This is a genomic window from Jannaschia donghaensis (assembly GCF_001403795.1).
Taxonomy (GTDB): domain Bacteria; phylum Pseudomonadota; class Alphaproteobacteria; order Rhodobacterales; family Rhodobacteraceae; genus Jannaschia; species Jannaschia donghaensis.
The window spans coordinates 1,155,021-1,173,549 of the sequence record NZ_CXSU01000012.1; the positions used below are offsets into that span (position 1 = coordinate 1,155,021).

Sequence of the window (18,529 nt, forward strand, 5' to 3'; positions counted from 1 at the left end):
ACGCCGCCGGATGTGCGGCGACACCCCCTCCCACCTTCATCTCTCGATCCGGCGTTGCGGGACCACGATTTCCGCCTTCAGGCCCCCCATGTCCGACTGACCCAGGCGCAGCGCGCCGCCGTGGGCGCGCGCGACGTCGCGCACGATGCTCAGGCCCAGACCGACGTTTCCAGCCGTATTGGTGCGCGCGCTGTCCAGCCGCGCGAAGGGGCGCATCGCCTCCTCCCGGTCGTCAAGGGGGATGCCGGGGCCATTATCCTCCACCGCGATCACCAGCGTTGCCGCCCCCGCCTGCACCGAAACCCGAATCTGCGATCCATAGCGTTCGGCATTCTTGACCAGATTTGCGACCGCGCGTTTCAGGCCGTCGGGATGCACATCGGCCTGCATGGCCGGACCTTCGACCAGAAGGTCCCGATCGGGCGCGGCCATGTCGACCGCATCCTGCAGCAACGGGATCAGATCGGTGCGCCGCAATTCGTCGGTGGCGCTTTCGCGGGCGAAGTCGAGGAACGTGCCGATGATCCGCTCCATGGCCGACACGTCTTCGGCCAGCAGCGCGGCTTCGTCGGTGTCCATCATCGACAGTTCCAGCTTCATGCGCGTCAACGGCGTGCGCAGGTCGTGGCTGACACCCGACAGGATCAGGGTCCGCTGCTCGATATGCCGCTCGATCCGGGCGCGCATCTCAAGGAAGGCCGTGCCCGCCGCCCGAACCTCCGTCGCGCCCGAGGGGTGATACTCCGCAAGCTCCCCGCGGCCGAACGCCTGCGCGGCGCGCGCCAGTCGCCGGATCGGGCGGATCTGGCCGCGCATGAAAAGCGTGGACACCGCCGTCATGATCAGCGCGGTCACCACCATCAGGACCAAAAGCTGATGCGGGTTGGCCGCCGACACATCGGTCCGCGCGAATCGCAAACCCGTCCCGTCCTCGAACGCAAGTGACACCGCCTTGCGGTCGGCGACCGTGTCGACGGCGACCAGGCCGGGGAAACGCGACATGAGTTCCTCGCGCATGGCGCGGCCCGACAGGTCCCAGAACCGCATCCGCATCCGCGTGGGCGGCGGGATCGGGTCGATCTGCAACTCGGGGGCCAGTTCGGGGCGCGCGCGGACCAGCGCGATCTCCCGGCTCATGTTGGTCGTCATCTGGACCGTGACATCTTCGTAATGGCGTTGCAGGAACATGACGGCGACCGCCAATTGCAGCGTGACGATCGGCAAGATCAGGATCAGCGCCGCGCGGGCGTAGAAGCTGCGCGGCAGCCAGCGGCGGGACAGGGCGCGCCGGGTCAGATCATGGGAGACGGACATGCACCAAGGCTATCCCCCGAAGGGGGGCAAGGAAAGCGGGCTGATCCGGGTGCTGGCACCCAACCCGTCGCCGATGACGCATACGGGGACCAACGCCTTCGTCCTGGGCCATGACGACGTCGCCGTGATCGACCCCGGTCCGGCCCTTCCGGGTCACGTCGATGCCCTGCTGGACGCCATCGCGGGCCGGCCTGTCCGCGCGATCCTGATCACCCATTCCCACGTCGACCACTCGCCCGCCGCCCGGCCCCTGCAGGCCCGTCTGGGCGGTGTGCCGGTCCTGGCCTTCGGGCCGTCGGATGCGGGCCGGTCGGACACGATGACGCGTCTGACGCATCTGGGCGGCGGCGAGGGCGTGGACACGTCCTTTGCCCCCGATGCCACGCTGGGTCAGGGCGATACCGTAACGGGCGACGGCTGGACGCTGCAGGCCCACCATACCCCCGGCCATATGGCCAACCATCTGAGCTTCGAATGGCCGGAGGCGCGCGCCGTATTCACCGGCGACACGGTCATGGGCTGGGCCAGCACGATGATTTCGCCGCCCGACGGCGATCTGGGGCAATTCATGGCATCGCTGACGCGGCTGGCGGCGCTGAAGGCACGGGTGTTCCATTGCGGGCACGGCGATCCGATCACCGACCCCGCCGGTCGCTGCACGGATCTGGTGAACCATCGCCGGGGCCGGGGCGATGCGATCTTCGGTGCCTTGCCCACGGCCCCCACGATCCCGGATCTGGTGGCGCGGATCTATGCCGATGTGCCTGTGGCCCTGCACGGAGCGGCCGCGCGCAACGTGCTGGCGCATCTGATCCACCTGTCGGAACAGGGCCGCGTGCGGGCCCATCCCGACATCGGTCCGGACGCCCGCTGGGAACAATCGTGAAAAAAGCACCGCGCCCCCTTGCGCGCTGCGCGCCCCTTGGCTAATCCCGCCCTCGGTATTCCGGCGTAGCTCAGCGGTAGAGCAGTTGACTGTTAATCAATTGGTCGTAGGTTCGATCCCTACCGCCGGAGCCAATTTCCCCAAGCGGCCGATTTATGGTAGAGCATGGGGCACCCTGAGCGGGTATGGTGAAAAGGTATCACGGCAGCTTCCCAAGCTTTAGTTACGAGTTCGATTCTCGTTACCCGCTCCAACAATTTCAAATCTTTACAGCACGATGTTCACGTGGTTGCGCCCGCCGGTGGCTGCGCTACACCTGACGAATGTCGTTCCCCCTTCTGACCCCGCTGTCGACCGACCAGTTGCGCGCGCAAAATATCCCCGCACCTTTTGCCTTCGGGCAGGCAGACCGGGTGAGGTTCCACGAGCTTGACGTGCTCGACCACGTCAACAACGCCCGTTACCTCAGCTGGTTCGAGACATTCCGCATCGCCTATCTGCGCGACTACGGCATCAGCCGGTACGCGGACGCCGAAAATCGCCCCGTTCTGGTGCTGAAATCCGTCGCCATCGACTACAAGGCCCCCCTTCATCTGGAGGATACCTATATCGTGGCCGGACGCACGCGGGCCTATCGCAATACATCCTGGTCGATGGAATACGGCGTCTGGCGCGATGGGCAGCTGTGCGCGACGAGCGAGGCGGTCATTGTGCTGATGCAGAACGATTTCGTCACGCGTCGCAAACTGCCGGAAAGCTATATCCAGGCCTTCCGCGACCGCGACGAGGCGACCTTCGAAGGCTGATCTAGCCGCGCCATTCCAGAAGTTGTTCCAACAGGGCCCGCGTCGACGCGTCCTTGTCCGACGCATCCGCCCCATCGACCAGCGGGCCCAGCGACGTCGCCAACTCCTTGCCCAACTCCACCCCCCATTGGTCGAAGCTGTTGATATCCAGCATCACGCCTTCGACGAACACGCGGTGTTCATACAGCGCGATGATCCCGCCCAACACCTCGGGCGTCAGGCGAGGATAGATCAACGTGGTGGAGGGGCGATTGCCCTCGAACACGCGGTGCGCGGCTTGCCGTTCCAGCTCTTCCCCCTCGAACCGGTTGGCGATTGTGGCGCGGGCTTCGGCGTGGGACCGCCCCTTCAGCAACGCCTCTGACTGCGCCAGGCAATTGGCGATGAGAAGTTTGTGATGGTGATCCAGAAGCGGCTCCGACCCTTCGGCGGCGACCATGAATTCGCACGGCACCGGCGTCTTGCCCTGATGGATCAATTGGTAGAACGCGTGTTGCCCGTTCGTCCCAGGCTCCCCCCAGACGACGGGGCCGGCGGGGCCTTGCAACGGGTCGCCCGCCATCGTCACGCCCTTGCCGTTCGACTCCATCTCTAACTGTTGAAGATAGGCGGGCAACCGGGACAGGCGGTTGTCATAGGGCAGGACCGCGCGGGTCGGATAGCCACACACCTGATGGTGCCAAATGCCCGCCAGGGCCAGAAGCACCGGCAGGTTTTCGGCCAGGGGCGCGGTGCGGAAATGGTCGTCTATCTGCCGCGCGCCGGTCAGGAAGGCATCGAAATTGCGCGGCCCGATGGCCAGCATCAGCGACAGGCCGATCGGCCCCCAGACGGAGTAGCGTCCGCCGACCCAATCCTCGAACCCGAACACGCGGGACGGGTCGATGCCGAAATCGCTCGTCTTGTCCTGCGCGGTGGACAGGGCGGCAAATTGCGCCGTCGGGTCGGTCACGCTCTCGGCCATCCAATCGCGGGCGGTGCGCGCGTTGGTCAGCGTCTCGATCGTGGTGAAGGTCTTGGAGGCCACGATCACCAGCGTCGTGGCCGGGTCCAGCGTCTTGGCCGTATCGGCCCAGTCCGCCCCGTCGACGTTCGACACGAAATGGCAGCGCGGTCCGTCGTGGAACGGTGCCAGCGCCAGAACGGCCATCGCGGGCCCAAGGTCGGATCCGCCGATGCCGATGTTGACGACGTCGGTGATACGCCCACCCTGCCCCTGGAACGTGCCATCGCGCACGTCCGAGGCGAAGGCGCGCATCGCATCCAGCGTATCGCGCACGCCCGGCATCACGTCCGCGCCGTCGACGATTACGGGCTCGGTGCCCCGCAAAGCGGTGTGCAGAACGGCGCGGCCTTCGGTGGCGTTGATCTTCTCGCCCGCGAACATGGCATCGCGGCGGTCGGGCACATCGACAGCCAGCGCCAGCAGATCATTCAGCGCGTCGCCGGTGATCGACGTCTTGGACAGATCGAAGACGAAGGGCCCGGCGGCCGCCCGCAGCCGGGCCGTCCGGGTGTCGTCGGTCAGCAGATCGGCGATTCTGGCACCCTGTTTCGCGCGCAGCGCTTCGATTCCCGTCCAGAAGTCCATGATCTCTCTCCTCAGGGGGCCCAATGTACGGTGGCGTCCTTCAGGAAGGCCGCGATCGGTGCTTCCATCGGGTCAAGCCTACGGGCCTTTTCCAGCACCGCGCGCTTTTCTTCGCCCATGATCAGTACATGCGTCTCCATCGCACCGGCCAGCACACGTCGCGACAGGGTCACGCGCGGCTCTCCGGCCCCGTCGGCGCGCATCGGGACAAGGACCGGCGCGTTACTCGACATCGCCTGTTCCAGCCTGTCGGCACCTGGAAACAGGCTGGCGGTATGCATGTCGCCGCCCATGCCCAGCAGAAGGACGGAAATCGGCAGTTCCGGCCCAAACCCCTGTTCCAGCGCGGGAATGCCGTCTTCGGGCGTGTCGGCGTCGTTGACCATGGGAACCAGCACGGCCCGCTCCGCCTTGTCGGTCAGCAAAGTGGTCTTGAGCAGCGTCGTGTTCGACCGCGCATGGCCTTCGGGCACCCAGCGTTCGTCGTTCAGGAAAACATGGACGCGCTTCCAGTCCAGATCGACGCCGGACAGGATCGAGAACGTGTCGCCTGGCGACGATCCACCCGGCACACAGAAACTGGCGTGGTCATGGACCAGCAGACAATTCTTGAGCGCGCCGGCCAACTCATCGGCCAGCCCCATCGCCAGGGCCTCGCGGTCGGGATAGCTGCGAAAGTCCATCGTCAGTCCTCCAGATCGCGCCAGCGGCGGCCGTCGCGCAGCAATAGCGCCAGTGCCTCTTCGGGGCCGCTGGACCCTTGCGGATATTGCTTGGGCTTGTCGCCCTGCGCTTCCCAGGCATTGATGATCGGGTCGGTCCATGCCCAGGCCGCCTCCACCTCGTCTCCGCGCATGAACAGGGTCTGGTTGCCGCGAATCACGTCCATGATGAGGCGCTCATAGGCGTCGGGCATTTCCGCGTCGTCCGCGCCAAGGGCATCGGCGAAGGACATGTCGAGCGGCACATTCGTCAGGCGCATCCCGCCCGGCCCCGGTTCCTTGATGGTGACCGACAGGTCGATGCCTTCATCTGGCTGCAACCGGATGGTGAGGGCATTGGCGGTGCTGCCGTCATCGCGGTCGAAGATGGAATGCGGCGTTTCCTTGAACTGGACCACGATTTCCGACATCCGCTTGGTCAGCCGCTTGCCCGTGCGCAGATAGAAGGGCGTGTGCTTCCAGCGCCAGTTGGAAATCCCGATCTTCAGGGCGATGTAGGATTCGGTCTTGGAGTCGGCGTTCTCCGCATCCTCGATGTAGGACGGCTCCGGCCCGGATTTATACTGCCCCCGGACCACGTCCTTGAGCGGTACGGGGTCGAGCGCGCGGATCACCTTGAGCTTTTCGTCGCGCAAACGGTCGGGGTCGAAGGCGGCAGGCGGCTCCATCGCCGTCAGGCACAGCAATTGCATCAGGTGGTTCTGCACCATATCGCGCATCGCACCGGATTTGTCGTAGTAGCTTCCGCGTCCGCCGACGCCGACGGTCTCCGCCACGGTGATCTGCACGTGGTCGATGTAGCGTTCGTTCCACAGCGGCTCGAACAGGACGTTGGCGAAACGGACGGCCATCAGGTTCTGCACCGTTTCCTTGCCCAGGAAATGGTCGATGCGATAAATCTGATCCTCGCGGAAGCTGGCGGCCAGATCGGCGTTCAACTTCTTTGCGGTTTTCAGGTCGGTTCCGAACGGCTTTTCGACGACCAGACGGCTGTTGTCGCAGGCGATGCCGTGGCTGCGCAACTTGTCGGCCAGCGCGCCGAAGATCGACGGCGCGACCGAGAAATAGAACGCCTTGATGGCGTCCTCGCGGACCATCTGCTTGAGGTCCGACCAGCCGCCGTCGCCCTTGGCATCGATCGCGATGTAGGAGCATTGGGCCACGAAGGCGTCGATTGCCGCCTTGTCCGTCTTGGCCTTGGACACGAATTCGGCCAGCGCCTCGCGCACCAGGTCGCGAAATTCCTCGTTCGACAGCTCGGACCGGGCGGCGCCGATGACGCGCGCCGTGTCCGGCATCTGACCGGCCAGGAACCGGCGATAGAGCGAGGGGAGGATCTTGCGCCGGGCAAGGTCACCGGTGGCCCCGAACAGGACCAGGTCAAAGGGATCGACGGGTATCGTGCGGGAGACCATGTCTGCTGCTCCGGTTATCTGTGTTACCGCTAACGGGCTTTCGTTACCCGCCGGGTGTCCGTGTGTCTAGCGGTGTTGGGCAGGCTGTCCAAGCGGCCTTCCGGTCGGCTGACCTCTCCTCCGCCGACGCAGGCGGAAACGCCGGTTGTGCCGGGAAAACTGGTCGGCAATCCGCGCAGGACGCGGACGGCCAGAAATGCGAAGGCCTGCGCCTCCAGCATGTCGCCGTCCAGGCCCGCGGCCTCCACCGGCTCCACGACGGTCGGCAGGACCGAAAGCGCGTCCATAATCGCCGGGTTCAACCGCCCGCCCCCCGTGACCAGCAAGCGCGTGGGCATGGTCGGGCAATGGTCCAACCCCTGCGCCACGCTGGCCGCGATCACCGCGACCCAGGTGGCGGCCGCATGGCTGGGCGGCAGGGCGTCGATCGCGGCACCCGCCCGGCGAAACGCATCCCGGTCGAGCGATTTGGGCGGCATTCGGTGGAAATAGGCATGGCGCATGAATTGCACGACCAAATCCCCGTCCGCCGTCCCCTCGCGCGCCAATGCGCCGTCCCGGTCAAAAGGCTGCCCCAGCCAGTCCACACACAGATCGTTGATCGGTGCGTTCGCCGGGCCGGTGTCGAAGGCCAGCAGAGCACCCGTTTCGTCCATTTCCTTACTCGGATCGACCCACGTCAGGTTGCCGACCCCGCCCAGGTTCAGGAACGCCACCGGACCGGTCGCACCGATGAACCGGGCGCAGGCGTGGTGATAGGCGGGGGCCAGCGGTGCCCCCTCCCCGCCCAAATGCACATCGGCGGTCCGGAAATCCCACACCACGGGCGTCTGCAGCACTTCGGCCAACAGCGCGCCGTCCCCCGCCTGATGGGTGCGGCGATTGTCGGGGTCGTGGGCCAGTGTCTGACCGTGGAAGCCGACGACGGCGGCGTCGAATTTCGACAGAAGTCTCGCGTGCGCCATCTCGACCACTTCGGCCGCCGCGGCGACGTCCGGGTCGCCTTGCCATTGTCCCATGGCGCGGGCGATGACGGCGCGGTCCGCGTCGGAATACGGGTGATACGCGCTTTGACCAAAGCGGTGGATCACCTGTCCGTCAGTCCAAAGCTCCGCCGCGTCCACCCCATCCATGGAGGTGCCTGACATCGCTCCGAGCGCGTGGATCGGCTCCATTCGGGTTCCCCTTGCCCTGCCCGCGCGCTAAGGCGGGTCACCACATAGAAATGGACCGAAAGACCCATGACCTACCACCCCAAATCAGACTTCATGCGCGTGATGATGGAGCGCGGCTTCCTGGCCGATTGCACCGATTATCAAGCACTCGACGAGGCTTTGGTCGCGGGCGTGGTGCCGGGATATATCGGGTTCGACGCGACGGCCACATCGCTGCACGTCGGATCGCTGATCCAGATCATGATGCTGCGCTGGCTGCAGAAATCGGGTCACAAGCCGATCGTCCTGATGGGTGGCGGCACGACCAAGGTGGGCGACCCCAGCTTTCGCGCCGACGAACGCCCGTTGCTGACGCCCGCGCAGATCGACGACAACATCGCGGGCATCAAGGCGGCCTTTTCGCCTTATGTGTCGTTTGGCGACGGGCCGACGGATGCGATCATGGCCAACAACGCGGATTGGCTGGACGGTCTGAATTACCTCGACTTCCTGCGCGACGTGGGGCGCCATTTCAGCGTCAATCGGATGCTATCGTTCGAAAGCGTGAAATCCCGGCTGGATCGCGAACAATCGCTGTCCTTCCTGGAATTCAACTACATGATCCTGCAAGCCTATGACTTCATGGAGCTGCATCGCCGCCACGGCTGCTTGTTGCAAATGGGGGGGTCGGACCAGTGGGGAAACATCGTCAACGGTATCGACCTGACGCGGCGTATTCTGGACGATCAGGTGTTCGGCCTGACGTCGCCCCTGCTGACGACCAGCGACGGCAAGAAGATGGGCAAGTCGCAGCAGGGCGCGATTTGGCTGAACGCCGATCTGCTGTCGCCCTATGAGTTCTGGCAGTTCTGGCGCAACACCACCGATGCGGACGTCGGGCGGTTTCTGAAGCTCTATACCGAATTGCCGGTGGACGAATGCGACCGCCTGGGCGCGTTGGAAGGGCAGCAGATCAACGACGCCAAGATCACCCTGGCCAACGAAGTCACGACGTTGCTGCACGGCGCGGACGCGGCGGCGGCGGCCGAGGCCACGGCCCGCGAGGTGTTCGAACGGGGCGGCGCGGGCGATGACCTGCCCACCGTTCTTCTGGACCCGGTCGAGGCCGCGCAGGGTATTTCCATCGTTCAGCTGTTCGTCCGCGCCGGCCTGTCCAAGTCAGGCAAGGACGCCAAGCGCCTGATCGCCGAGGGCGGGGCGCGAATGAATGACGACGCCGTGGCGGACGCAGGCCTGGTGGTCGATGCGGGAACGCTTGCGGTGCCGGTCAAGCTGTCGGCGGGGCGCAAGCGTCATGCGCTGATCAAGCTTCGCGATTGACGGAACAAAGGTGGTCGCAAGGGGTTGGCCTTTGCAACCACCGATCACAACCGCGAGGAGGACCGCCATGAGCGCCCCCGACACAGACGTCGAAAAACAAGCCAAGAACCATTTCGGACCGATCATCGGGATCGGAGCCGGCGTGGTGTTCGCCGTGATCATCCTGGTGGCCTATATCTTCTTCATCGCAACGCCCGAGGACGATACGCCGGACAATACGCCGACGGGCCAGGCCATGGAAACGGATGGCAATGCCACCATCGAACAGAATGACGCCGAGACGGATCAGAACCCCGACACGAACTGATCCACGCAAAAACACCGCAGGCGGCCGCCCCTTGGGGCGGTCGTTTGCGTTTGTGGGTCAGGCCAAGTCGTAGGGGCGGGTCAGGTCGAGCGTTTTGCCCAGTCGCGCCCATGTCACCGCCTCGAACCGGTCGGGCCAATCTGCGCCGATGGCCATCGCCCGCCGCCGTGCACGCGGCAGATAAGCGGCGGCATAGGCCAGATGCGCGGCGATCATCGCCTCGTGATCGGCGATTGCGGGCGGCAGTCCGGTCAGTTCGGCCCGCTGCTCCGGTGTCAGCAGCCGGTTCAGCGACAGCACGCCACCCCGGTCGGGCACCCCCGTCTCCTCGATCATGAGATCGACAAGCAGGTTGCGCAGGTGGAAGACGCCCAGCACGCCGTTGATGTATTCCCCGCGCCCCGCTGCCAGCGGCAGAAGACCCAAGATGCGAATGAACTCCTCCACCTGACGGCGAAACCCCGTCGGGTTCGCGGCCGCCGGCGGAAGCCTCTCGGGCAATGTGTCGTAGAGCCCGTCATGGTCGAACAACGGTTTCAGCCGCGCGCGGGACTGGCCCCGCATTTGATCGGGCTTCAGCATGACGACATCGGTCCGCGTCCAGTCGGCGGTGATCGCGTTGATCAGGACGGGCACGTTCGTGCGGTCCCACCACAGGACGATCTCTCCGGTCCGCGCGACCGCCTTGCGCCAAAGGTCGGCGGTTGCATCGCTCGCCCCCTCTTCCGCGACCAGCAGGAAGTCGATGTCGCTGAAGGCGTCCTGCGTGCCCATGCCGTAGCTGCCACTCAGGAACAGGGCGCGCAGGCCCAGCACGTCGCGGGTGGCAGCGACGATCGTGGCGATGGTCTTGTCATGGGTCATGGCGTCCACTCCGGTATCCGAAACCTATGCCGACATCCCGGAACGCGAAAGGGCCGCCCCCTAGGACGGCCCCATCTACCAAAACTATCGGTTCGATCAGTCGATGACGCGCACGTCCGACATCACGTCCGGGTCCCCGACAACGGCGCCGTTGCTTCCTGCGCCGCGCTTGATGGCGTCGACGACATCCTGTCCGCCGGTCACGCGTCCGACGACGGTGTATTGCCCGTCCAGATGCGGGGCCGGGGCGAACATGATGAAGAACTGGCTGTTGGCCGAATTCGGGTCGGACGACCGGGCCATGCCGACCACGCCTTCCTCGAACGACACGTCCGAGAATTCGGCCGGAAGGTCGGGCCGATCGCTGGACCCGGTGCCCGCCAGCGACATGTCCCCGCCGGGGCGTCCATGCTGCACGTCGCCGGTCTGCGCCATGAAGCCGTCGATGACGCGGTGGAACACCACGCCGTCGTAGGCCCCAGATTCGGCCAGCGCGGTGATCTGCGCGACATGCGCCGGGGCCACGTCTTCCAGAAGGTCGATCGTGATCGTGCCGTCAGCTTCGCCGGACACGTCGATTTCAAGACCCGTGGCACCGGCGGCGACGGTCGTCATCAAAAGGGCGGCAAGGGCATTACGCATCAGCGGCCACCTTGACGGAAATCATCTTGTCGGGGTTTGCGGGCGGCTCTCCTCGGGCGATCTTGTCGACGTGGTCCATACCCTCGATTACGCGGCCATAGACGGTGTATTGCCGGTTCAAAAAATGGTTGTCGCCGAAGTTGATGAAGAACTGGCTGTTGGCCGAATCCGGGTTGGCCGACCGGGCCGCGCCCAGCGTTCCGCGGTCGTGGGGCACGCCGGAAAACTCCGCCTTGAGGTCGGGCTTGTCGCTGCCGCCTGTGCCGGCGCGGGACGTGTTGCCACCCTCCTTGCCGTGCTCCACGTCGCCGGTCTGCGCCATGAAGCCGTCGATGACGCGGTGAAAGACCACGCCGTCATAGGCCCCTGCGCGGGCCAGTTCCTTCATCCGCTCGCAATGGCCGGGGGCCACGTCGGGCAGCAATTCGATGTGGACGGGGCCGTCCTTCAACTCGACGATGATGGTGTTCTCGGGGTCTTTGATATCGGCCATGGGGCGTCCTCGTGTTTCGTATCGGAGTCAGAGCTAGGGCATCGGGGGACGAAGGGAAACCGCAATGCGTCCCGTCGCGCCCGGTGGGCCTAGACCGGCTTGCCTGCGGTGTCGTGCAGTTGTTGGATCGTGCCGGCGTCAAGGCGCAGGGCACGGGCGAAATCGGACAGAAACTGTTTTTCCGCCGGATGATCGGGGTCGATTGCGGTCAGCGCGGCGGCATAGACCTGCGCCTCGGATCCGATGGGCACATCGCGGGCCAGACCGTTGGGATCCAGCGGCTCGTTCAGCGCGTCCTCGATGGCGCGCCGGTCCTGCGCGGATTCCGCGTCGCCCATGATGTCGTGCAGGGCGGCGCGCTCCTCGTCGTCGATTTCGCCGTCGGCGCGTACCGCCTGACCGATGGCGCGGATCATCGCGGCGGCCGTCGCCTCGTCCGCAGGGCCGGCTTCGGCCTGCGCCATCTGTTCGTGTTGATCACGGCCCGCCATCGCGGTGCCGCCGGCCATTGCCGCCAGCCCGCCCAGAAGGCCACCCATTCCACCCATGGACGAACTGCCCGAGGTGCCGGACCCCGACAGGCCGCCCAGCATCGAGCCCAGACCGCCAGAGCCGCCCTGCGCGGTGGAGCCGGACACCAACCCGCCGAGCATTCCGGCCAGGCCGCCGCCCTTCGCCGAAGTGCCGCCCGACGACATTTTCTGCTTGAGGCCGGCCATGCCGCCCTGCCCTTTGAAAGCCTGGTAGCCCTTGGCCGCCGCGAAGGCCAAAGCCATCTTCATCGCCATACGCTTGAGTGACATGGTCATCCTCCGGGTGTGTTCGGAAGACAAGATAGGGGCCGTGGCGCGGGTTCCAAGCATACACACCCTGCGGCCCGCGAAAGTTCGCCCGTGGGCTAGAGCGTCGCGGAACGATCGGTTCCATCGCGTCGGCCGTCCGTATCGGCAAGAACGCGGACGCCATCCTCGTTGATGCTGGTGTCGATCGGGTTCTCCAGATCGACGGTGATGAGCGTCCCGGCGTCGGTCGTCACGACGTTTAGGTCCGCACCGAGTTGCGCGACGAGGCCCTGGACGATCTGCGCGCCAAGGTTGCCCGACTTGGGCCAGTCGCTGTCGCCCATGCCCATGCCGTCGTCGGCAATGATAAGACGGACGCGGTCACCGCCATGTTGCTTGAGGCTGACGGTTACAAGGCCTTCGGCGCGGTTGCCGAACGCATGTTGAAAGGTGTTCGACAACACCTCGGAGATCAGCAGACCCATGCGTCCGGCCTGATCGGAGCGCATGTAGACTGGGTCGGTGTCGATGGTCATCCGCACATCGCTGCGCCCATCGAGTGCGCCGACGGTCGCGGCGACCCGGCTGGCATAGCTGCCGGCCGAGACGACGTCGTAGTCGCGGTCGAAGCCCCCGCGCGGCGCATGTGTGAACTCTTCGTACAGAAGCGCCAGCGCCTCGACCCGGCGGGCGAGCGTGGACTTCTCGGGAAGCTCTCCCTTGCCCCGCGCTTCCAGCCGGATAAGCGAGGAGATCATCTGAAGGTGGTTTTTGACGCGGTGCTGCATTTCGCTGAGCTGCGCGTCGAAGTCGCGGGCGACGGACAGAACTTCCGGTTTGGCATCCGTCAGCGCGCTCTGAATTCCGACGAAGGCATAGATTTCGCCGTTATCGTTGAAGACCGGCGAGATCATCAGCCGGTTGCGAAACTTCGTTCCGTCGGCATGAACATTTTCGAGCGTCACGGTCGTCGCTTCGCGTGCTTCGATGGCGCGGGACATCTGGGCGACAGCGGCCGGATCGGTTCCCTCGCCCTGCATGAACCGGCAGTTGCGACCAACCGCGAAGCTGCTGGAATACCCCGAAAGCTCCTCGAACGCGCGGTTGACGTAGACAATCGGATTGTCCGGTCGGGTTGGGTCAGTCAACACCATCGACAAAGGCAAGTCGGCCAAAATGTCTTGACCCGCGCGCAGATATACTCCGGCATCGTGCTTCTGAATGGTCATGTTCGGTCGTCCCCGCAAGTCGGGTGAAATGACCATATTTGGCGCACCCACGACAAGTGGGTGCGACATTACGTATCGGAAGCACCCTCAGCCCGACGGCAGAAGGTTGGGAACTATGGTGACGATGGACGGGAACATCCACAGGATGGCCAGACCGATCACCTGGATCAGCACAAAGGGGATCACGCCCCGGTAAATGTGTCCGGTCGTGACCTGCTTGGGCGCGACGCCGCGCAGATAGAATAGCGCAAATCCGAAGGGCGGCGTCAGGAACGACGTCTGCAGGTTCACTGCGATCATGATCGTCACCCACTTGGGATCGAAGGTACCGCCATAGATGACGGGGCCGACAATGGGGATGACGATGTAGATGATCTCCAGGAAATCCAGGACGAAGCCCAGGATGAATAGGACCAGCATCACGATCAGGAAGACCTTCAACTCGCTGTCGAAGCTTTGCAGGAACTGCTGGATGTAATGCTCCCCCCCGAAGGAGATGAGCACCAGGTTCAGCAGCTGCGACCCAATCAGAATGGTGAAGACCATGGACGTGACCTTGGCCGTTTCACGCACGACAGGGGCCAGAACACCCGCGCGCAGCAGAACCCAGGATGCGAACAACAGACCCAGAAACGCACCGTGAAACGCGGCCTGCGCGATAATCAGGGCGATCCAATCGGCGACGGTGGTCGTCGCCAGCCCCGTGCGCAGATCGAAGTTCACCCCGAAGAGGAGCATTACCACGATGGCGAGCGAGGCCAGCAGGATCGGCGCGCCCGAGCGTCCCTCCTCCTGCAGTTTGCGATAGGCGGCCAGCATGATCGCGCCACCAGCCCCCAGGGCCGCGGCAGGCGTCGGGTTGGTGATACCGCCCAGGATGGACCCCAGGACGGCAACGATCAGGACCAGCGGCGGAAACACCACGCGGATCAGGTCGTTCTGTGCCAGCCGCTTGAACGCGGGCCAGATGCCGACCAGCGTGATCGCCAGCGGCACGGCCATCAGCACGAAAGTCGTGCCCGACGACGTCGTGGGACCGATTAGCAGGATGTCGATGACGAAGGCCAATGCGACACCGGCCGCGCCGATCAGCAACGGGCGTTCGTCGGCCAGCGGGTTGATGCCGCGCGCCGCCGCCAGCACCATTCCCATACCGATGAACAGGACGCTGATGCCCGTGCCGATGGGGGCCGCTGTCGCGATCGCCAGGTTGCGCGACTCGATCAACTCCTCGGCCGTCAGTTCGCGGGCCAGAAGGTTGCCGCCCGAAGCGTCGATGGCCGCCTGCTGCGCGACGGCGATTTCCCACATATTCTGTCCGTGCAATTCGATCATCGCGGCCTGACAGGCCTCGGACACGTTGGTGCGCAGGATAGAGGTCTCGCCCGCCTCGGAATAGGCGCTGACCGCGACGCCCTGTCCGCCGATTACGCCGAACTGACCCAGAACGATGGCACCGACGATCAGGGCGACGGGCACGGCCAGAAACCAGATCAGCGCGTCGCGCTTGGTGGTGGTCGATACGGTGGCATCGTCGAATTGCACCGCCGGGGCCTTGGCCGGGTTCAGAAGGGCGAAGCCGAAGGCATAGGCACCATAAAGGAAAGCAAGGAAGATGCCCGGAAGAAGGGCCGCCTGGAACAATGTGCCGACCGACACGACGGCGGGCTGTCCCAGATACGTCAACGCGTCAGAACACCCGACGGCGGCGGCACGTTGTTCCTGCGCGGTCGAATAGATGTCGCCCGCCAGCGTGCCCAGAAGGACGATCACGATGGACGGCGGAATGATCTGCCCCAAGGTTCCGCTTGCGGCGATGACGCCGGTCGCCAGTTCGGGCGAATAGCCGTTGCGCAGCATCGTGGGCAGGGCCAGCAGGCCCATGGTCACCACAGTCGCCCCCACGATCCCCGTCGAGGCGGCAAGGAACGCGCCCACGATCACGATGCTGACGGCAAGACCGCCCGGCAGCGGGCCGAAGACCTTGGCCATCGTCGTCAACAGGTCGTTGGCGATCTTGGAGCGTTCCAGCGTAATGCCCATCATCACGAACATGAGGACGGCGAGCAGCGTCTCGATCGAGGCACCGGCGATCACCCGTTCGTTCATCCGGTTGACGATGAAGCCGATGTTGCGGTCCAGCGCGGTTTCCCAGCCTTGCGGGAACAGCGGCTCCTCGATCCGTGGAAGTTCGGGGAAGCGGAAGGTCGATATGCTTTCGCGCGCGATGCCTTCCGCAATCAGGGCCGCGTATTCCACCGATCCGGTGTCGATGGCCTGGTGGATCAGGATGCCCCCACTGTCGAGCGCGGCGATGATCGCAAAGCTGATCGTACCGGCCCCCGCGATGGCGAAGGCGACCGGGAAGCCGGACATGATCCCGCCGAAGAGGCAGAGGAAGACGATGATCAGGCCGATTTCGACCCCGTCCAATCCGAATAGCATTGCTTCGTCCCCCTGCGCCCTCGACGGGCCCTTGTGTTCGTTCAGCCCCGCCTCCTTGCGTGCGGTGCGGCTGTCATCTCGTCAGTCCGGGCAGACCCGGTGTTCCTGCATCGGCTCCGCCCCGGTGAAGACACGCACGACCTCCCGGCCGTCGGCATAGGTCCCGCAGTCGGACGGATCGGCCGCATAAAGGGCCAGGCCCTCCGCTCGGGCCAGTCCGGTCGTCAACAGTAGGCAGAGCAACGCGCGCATCAGTGGATCTCGGCCACGCGCTGCGCATCTTCGTCGCCCAGGATGTCGCGGTCGAGATAGCGGTTCGCGCTCAACTCCCCTTCCCGCGCTTCCAGCCAACTGCGCCAGAAGAACACGCAGGCCTGCGCGAAGGCCGTGGCCACGAACAGCAGGATCAGGATCTTGAACAGGAAATATGCGTCGAACCCATTGGGACTGAACCCGATGGTCTCCACGTTCCAGCGCATGGCGCGGGATTTCAGCAAAAGACGGTCCAGCGTGTCGGAGGCGGAGGTCGCAGGCGTGATCAGGCTGCGCCACAGGAAGAACCAGCTGTAGAGCCAGATCAGGATCAGCGCGGGCATCATGAAGATGATCGACCCGACCATATCGATGATCCGCTTGGTGCGGTGCCGGACGGCGGAATAGACCAGATCGACACGCACGTGCCCGCCCTGGATGAACGTCCACGCGACGCACAGACAGACGATGATCGCATTCCAGAGCTTCAGTTCTTCGGAATACCAGCTCAGATCGCGGGTGAAGACGCTGCCGAACGGTCCGACGCTGATTTCCGAGACCCGGAAGATGCGTTGCAGGAACACGATCAGGATCTGCTGCATCACCATGAAGAACCCGGCCCATGCCGCGATCCGGCCGGTCCAGTTCAGCACGAATTCCGATCCGCGCACGAGGCCCCAGCCGAACCGGTTCGACAGGCCAACGGCGACCGTCAGCCCCATGAGCACGGTGAAGATGACGAAGAACAACTCCTCGCTCGCCCCGTAATAGACGAAGCGCATGACCGCATCGGCGTTGGACCAATCGAGCCACATGCCGGGATGCGTGACAGCGTAGATGACGTTGTAGATCGCTTCGAGGACGTTGCCGATCAGATAACCGATCGCGCCCAGAATGGTGGACAAGACGCCTGCGGCTTCCGCCTCGGTGCCTTCGGGCACGGGCGCATTGCCTTGAAGCCGTTCCAGAAACGCCTGCAAACCGTTTTCATACGGCCAGAGCGGTGCGGTTTCGTCTTCCATGAAGTCCCCCCGGTGTCGCGGCCCGTCGCGGGGCTGCGGGGTGACCCGACCGGCGCCGTGCCGGTCGGATCGGGATCAAAGATATCGGAGGCGCGGCATCCCAAGCTGGAACCGCCGACCCTCCGTCGGGATCGTCGGCGGGCGGTCCAAGCCGGGACCGCCCGCCAGACGGATCACCCCATCACGCGGTCGCGCTGGGCGCGGTACGCCCCTTCGGAGCGGTTGATCCAGTTCGACGACGCACGCATGCTTTCCATGGCCGAGTTGTGGATCTTGGCAAACAGCTCGTCGCCCATATTCTCCTCTGTGACGGCCATGGAGGCCGTGCCCATCGCATCCCAGATGCCGTCGGAGAATTCGGCCAGCTGGACGCCGCCCGACTGCAGACGCTGCAGCGCGGAGCCGTTGTTGGCCATGAACTGCGCCAGGTTCCACTGGTGACACTCGGCCGAGGCGATCTCGATCATCTTCTGGTGGGCCGGCGAAAGCTCCTCGAAGACGTCGCGGTTGGTGGCGACCGACAGACCGGCACCCGGCTCGTGGAAACCGGCGGTGTAGTAGGTCTTGGTGATTTCCTGGAAACCGGCCTTTTCGTCGGCCCAGGGACCGATCCACTCGGTTCCGTCGATCGCACCGGACGCCAGCGCCTGGTACACTTCCGAGCCGGGCAGGTTCTGCACCGAGGCACCCATCTTGCCAAGCGCCTGACCGCCGAGGCCGGGCATACGGAACTTGAGGCCCTGGAAGTCTTCCGGGGTGTTCACGGCGTTGCGGAACCAGCCACCGGCCTGCGCGCCGGTGTTGCCGCCCAGGAAGGATTTCAGACCGAAGATCGAGCCCAACTCGTCGTGCAGCTCCATGCCGCCGGCGTGGTAGTACCAGTTGGCCAGCTCCTGCGCCGTCATGCCGAAGGGCACGGCGGTGAAGTAGGCATAGGCCGGATGCTGACCCACGAAGTAATAGTCGGCCCCGTGGTACATGTCGGCCTGACCCGAGGTGACGGCGTCGAAGACTTCGAACGCGCCGACCAACTCGCCTGCGGCCTTCAAATCGACGGTCAGCTGGCCATCGGACATGGCGGTGATGCTGTCGGCGACGCGCTGGGCGCTGTCGTGCACACCGGCCAGGCCGCGACCCCAGGTCGTGACCATGGTCAGCGTGCGGTTGCCCTGCGCATAGGCGGGCGCGGCCAGTGTGGCTGCGCCGACGGTGGCGGCGCCCCCGATTGTTGAATTCTTCAGGAATGAACGACGGTCCATTGATA

18 protein-coding genes and 2 tRNA genes are annotated in these 18,529 nt (G+C 64.9%); 6 read left to right on the plus strand and 14 right to left on the minus strand.

What is annotated here, in order from left to right; all coding sequences use genetic code 11:
- Window positions 1–36: 36 nt before the first annotated feature.
- On the minus strand, window positions 37–1,314 hold the full coding sequence (locus JDO7802_RS14960; RefSeq protein ID WP_144430631.1) for an ATP-binding protein: 1,278 nt from the start codon (window positions 1,312–1,314) through the stop codon (window positions 37–39).
- Here JDO7802_RS14960 and JDO7802_RS14965 point away from each other — a divergent pair.
- The 4 genes from JDO7802_RS14965 to JDO7802_RS14980 all read left to right on the plus strand — a co-directional run bounded on the left by JDO7802_RS14965 (window position 1,313) and on the right by JDO7802_RS14980 (window position 3,006).
- Complete coding sequence (locus JDO7802_RS14965) at window positions 1,313–2,200, plus strand: MBL fold metallo-hydrolase (RefSeq protein WP_055086743.1); 888 nt, start codon at window positions 1,313–1,315, stop codon at window positions 2,198–2,200. The two genes, JDO7802_RS14960 and JDO7802_RS14965, sit on opposite strands and share 2 nt — an antisense overlap.
- Before the next feature lie 59 nt (window positions 2,201–2,259).
- A tRNA-Asn gene (locus JDO7802_RS14970) sits at window positions 2,260–2,334 on the plus strand.
- Window positions 2,335–2,379: 45 nt separating this feature from the next.
- A tRNA-Gly gene (locus JDO7802_RS14975) sits at window positions 2,380–2,453 on the plus strand.
- Window positions 2,454–2,523: 70 nt separating this feature from the next.
- Complete coding sequence (locus tag JDO7802_RS14980) at window positions 2,524–3,006, plus strand: acyl-CoA thioesterase (protein ID WP_055086744.1); 483 nt, start codon at window positions 2,524–2,526, stop codon at window positions 3,004–3,006.
- A gap of 1 nt (window position 3,007) precedes the next feature.
- On the opposite strand, the gene pgi is transcribed toward JDO7802_RS14980, so the two are convergent.
- From pgi to JDO7802_RS15000, 4 genes are read right to left on the minus strand one after another with little or no spacing between them, the layout of a single operon-like run.
- A complete protein-coding gene (gene pgi, locus JDO7802_RS14985; RefSeq protein ID WP_055086745.1) occupies window positions 3,008–4,597 on the minus strand; it encodes a glucose-6-phosphate isomerase in 1,590 nt (529 codons plus the stop codon).
- 11 nt (window positions 4,598–4,608) lie between these two features.
- Entirely contained in the window at window positions 4,609–5,280 is a 672-nt protein-coding gene (gene pgl / locus JDO7802_RS14990; RefSeq protein WP_055086746.1) for a 6-phosphogluconolactonase, read from the minus strand.
- 2 nt (window positions 5,281–5,282) lie between these two features.
- A complete protein-coding gene (gene zwf, locus JDO7802_RS14995) occupies window positions 5,283–6,734 on the minus strand; it encodes a glucose-6-phosphate dehydrogenase (protein WP_055086747.1) in 1,452 nt (483 codons plus the stop codon).
- A 29-nt stretch (window positions 6,735–6,763) separates the two neighbouring features.
- A complete protein-coding gene (locus JDO7802_RS15000; protein ID WP_055086748.1) occupies window positions 6,764–7,909 on the minus strand; it encodes an anhydro-N-acetylmuramic acid kinase in 1,146 nt (381 codons plus the stop codon).
- A gap of 66 nt (window positions 7,910–7,975) precedes the next feature.
- Between JDO7802_RS15000 and tyrS the strand changes: the two genes are divergently transcribed.
- On the plus strand, window positions 7,976–9,229 hold the full coding sequence (gene tyrS / locus JDO7802_RS15005) for a tyrosine--tRNA ligase (RefSeq protein WP_055086749.1): 1,254 nt from the start codon (window positions 7,976–7,978) through the stop codon (window positions 9,227–9,229).
- Between the two features lie 67 nt (window positions 9,230–9,296).
- Window positions 9,297–9,536, plus strand: a complete 240-nt coding sequence (locus JDO7802_RS15010) for a DUF2273 domain-containing protein (protein ID WP_055086750.1) — start codon at window positions 9,297–9,299, stop codon at window positions 9,534–9,536.
- A gap of 57 nt (window positions 9,537–9,593) precedes the next feature.
- Here the strand turns inward: JDO7802_RS15010 and JDO7802_RS15015 are convergent, their stop codons facing one another.
- The 9 genes from JDO7802_RS15015 to JDO7802_RS15050 form a co-directional block, all read right to left on the minus strand.
- Window positions 9,594–10,400, minus strand: coding sequence for a nucleotidyltransferase domain-containing protein (locus JDO7802_RS15015; protein WP_055086751.1), 807 nt, complete (start codon window positions 10,398–10,400; stop codon window positions 9,594–9,596).
- A 96-nt stretch (window positions 10,401–10,496) separates the two neighbouring features.
- Window positions 10,497–11,042: a peptidylprolyl isomerase gene (locus JDO7802_RS15020; RefSeq protein WP_055086752.1), complete on the minus strand. Its 546-nt coding sequence runs from the start codon at window positions 11,040–11,042 to the stop codon at window positions 10,497–10,499.
- Window positions 11,035–11,535, minus strand: coding sequence for a peptidylprolyl isomerase (locus JDO7802_RS15025; protein ID WP_055086753.1), 501 nt, complete (start codon window positions 11,533–11,535; stop codon window positions 11,035–11,037). The genes JDO7802_RS15020 and JDO7802_RS15025 overlap by 8 nt, the downstream gene beginning before the upstream one ends.
- An 89-nt stretch (window positions 11,536–11,624) precedes the next feature.
- Window positions 11,625–12,338 carry a DUF533 domain-containing protein gene (locus tag JDO7802_RS15030; protein ID WP_187298156.1) on the minus strand — a complete coding sequence of 238 codons (714 nt, stop codon included), beginning with the start codon at window positions 12,336–12,338 and terminating at the stop codon, window positions 11,625–11,627.
- Window positions 12,339–12,433: 95 nt separating this feature from the next.
- Entirely contained in the window at window positions 12,434–13,546 is a 1,113-nt protein-coding gene (locus tag JDO7802_RS15035; RefSeq protein WP_055086755.1) for a PAS domain-containing protein, read from the minus strand.
- A gap of 87 nt (window positions 13,547–13,633) precedes the next feature.
- A complete protein-coding gene (locus JDO7802_RS15040; protein WP_055086756.1) occupies window positions 13,634–15,991 on the minus strand; it encodes a TRAP transporter large permease in 2,358 nt (785 codons plus the stop codon).
- Between the two features lie 81 nt (window positions 15,992–16,072).
- Complete coding sequence (locus tag JDO7802_RS18330; protein WP_187298157.1) at window positions 16,073–16,243, minus strand: hypothetical protein; 171 nt, start codon at window positions 16,241–16,243, stop codon at window positions 16,073–16,075.
- Window positions 16,243–17,265 (minus strand): TRAP transporter small permease subunit, encoded by a 1,023-nt coding sequence (locus tag JDO7802_RS15045; protein ID WP_055086757.1) that lies wholly within the window; start codon window positions 17,263–17,265, stop codon window positions 16,243–16,245. Before JDO7802_RS15045 ends, JDO7802_RS18330 begins: the two co-directional genes overlap by 1 nt.
- A 173-nt stretch (window positions 17,266–17,438) precedes the next feature.
- Window positions 17,439–18,524, minus strand: a complete 1,086-nt coding sequence (locus JDO7802_RS15050; RefSeq protein WP_055086758.1) for a TRAP transporter substrate-binding protein — start codon at window positions 18,522–18,524, stop codon at window positions 17,439–17,441.
- Window positions 18,525–18,529: the final 5 nt, after the last annotated feature.

Bases quoted from the DNA above. Each gene is read 5' to 3' on its own strand.
- pgi (WP_055086745.1), bottom strand. From the start codon at position 4,597: ATGGACTTCTGGACGGGAATCGAAGCGCTGCGCGCGAAACAGGGTGCC.
- JDO7802_RS15020 (WP_055086752.1), bottom strand. From the start codon at position 11,042: ATGCGTAATGCCCTTGCCGCCCTTTTGATGACGACCGTCGCCGCCGGT.
- JDO7802_RS15040 (WP_055086756.1), bottom strand. From the start codon at position 15,991: ATGCTATTCGGATTGGACGGGGTCGAAATCGGCCTGATCATCGTCTTC.
- JDO7802_RS15045 (WP_055086757.1), bottom strand. From the start codon at position 17,265: ATGGAAGACGAAACCGCACCGCTCTGGCCGTATGAAAACGGTTTGCAG.
- JDO7802_RS15000 (WP_055086748.1), bottom strand. From the start codon at position 7,909: ATGGAGCCGATCCACGCGCTCGGAGCGATGTCAGGCACCTCCATGGAT.
- JDO7802_RS18330 (WP_187298157.1), bottom strand. From the start codon at position 16,243: ATGCGCGCGTTGCTCTGCCTACTGTTGACGACCGGACTGGCCCGAGCG.
- JDO7802_RS15010 (WP_055086750.1), top strand. From the start codon at position 9,297: ATGAGCGCCCCCGACACAGACGTCGAAAAACAAGCCAAGAACCATTTC.
- tyrS (WP_055086749.1), top strand. From the start codon at position 7,976: ATGACCTACCACCCCAAATCAGACTTCATGCGCGTGATGATGGAGCGC.
- JDO7802_RS15035 (WP_055086755.1), bottom strand. From the start codon at position 13,546: ATGACCATTCAGAAGCACGATGCCGGAGTATATCTGCGCGCGGGTCAA.
- JDO7802_RS15050 (WP_055086758.1), bottom strand. From the start codon at position 18,524: ATGGACCGTCGTTCATTCCTGAAGAATTCAACAATCGGGGGCGCCGCC.
- JDO7802_RS14960 (WP_144430631.1), bottom strand. From the start codon at position 1,314: ATGTCCGTCTCCCATGATCTGACCCGGCGCGCCCTGTCCCGCCGCTGG.
- JDO7802_RS14965 (WP_055086743.1), top strand. From the start codon at position 1,313: ATGCACCAAGGCTATCCCCCGAAGGGGGGCAAGGAAAGCGGGCTGATC.
- JDO7802_RS15015 (WP_055086751.1), bottom strand. From the start codon at position 10,400: ATGACCCATGACAAGACCATCGCCACGATCGTCGCTGCCACCCGCGAC.
- JDO7802_RS15030 (WP_187298156.1), bottom strand. From the start codon at position 12,338: ATGTCACTCAAGCGTATGGCGATGAAGATGGCTTTGGCCTTCGCGGCG.
- zwf (WP_055086747.1), bottom strand. From the start codon at position 6,734: ATGGTCTCCCGCACGATACCCGTCGATCCCTTTGACCTGGTCCTGTTC.
- pgl (WP_055086746.1), bottom strand. From the start codon at position 5,280: ATGGACTTTCGCAGCTATCCCGACCGCGAGGCCCTGGCGATGGGGCTG.
- JDO7802_RS15025 (WP_055086753.1), bottom strand. From the start codon at position 11,535: ATGGCCGATATCAAAGACCCCGAGAACACCATCATCGTCGAGTTGAAG.
- JDO7802_RS14980 (WP_055086744.1), top strand. From the start codon at position 2,524: ATGTCGTTCCCCCTTCTGACCCCGCTGTCGACCGACCAGTTGCGCGCG.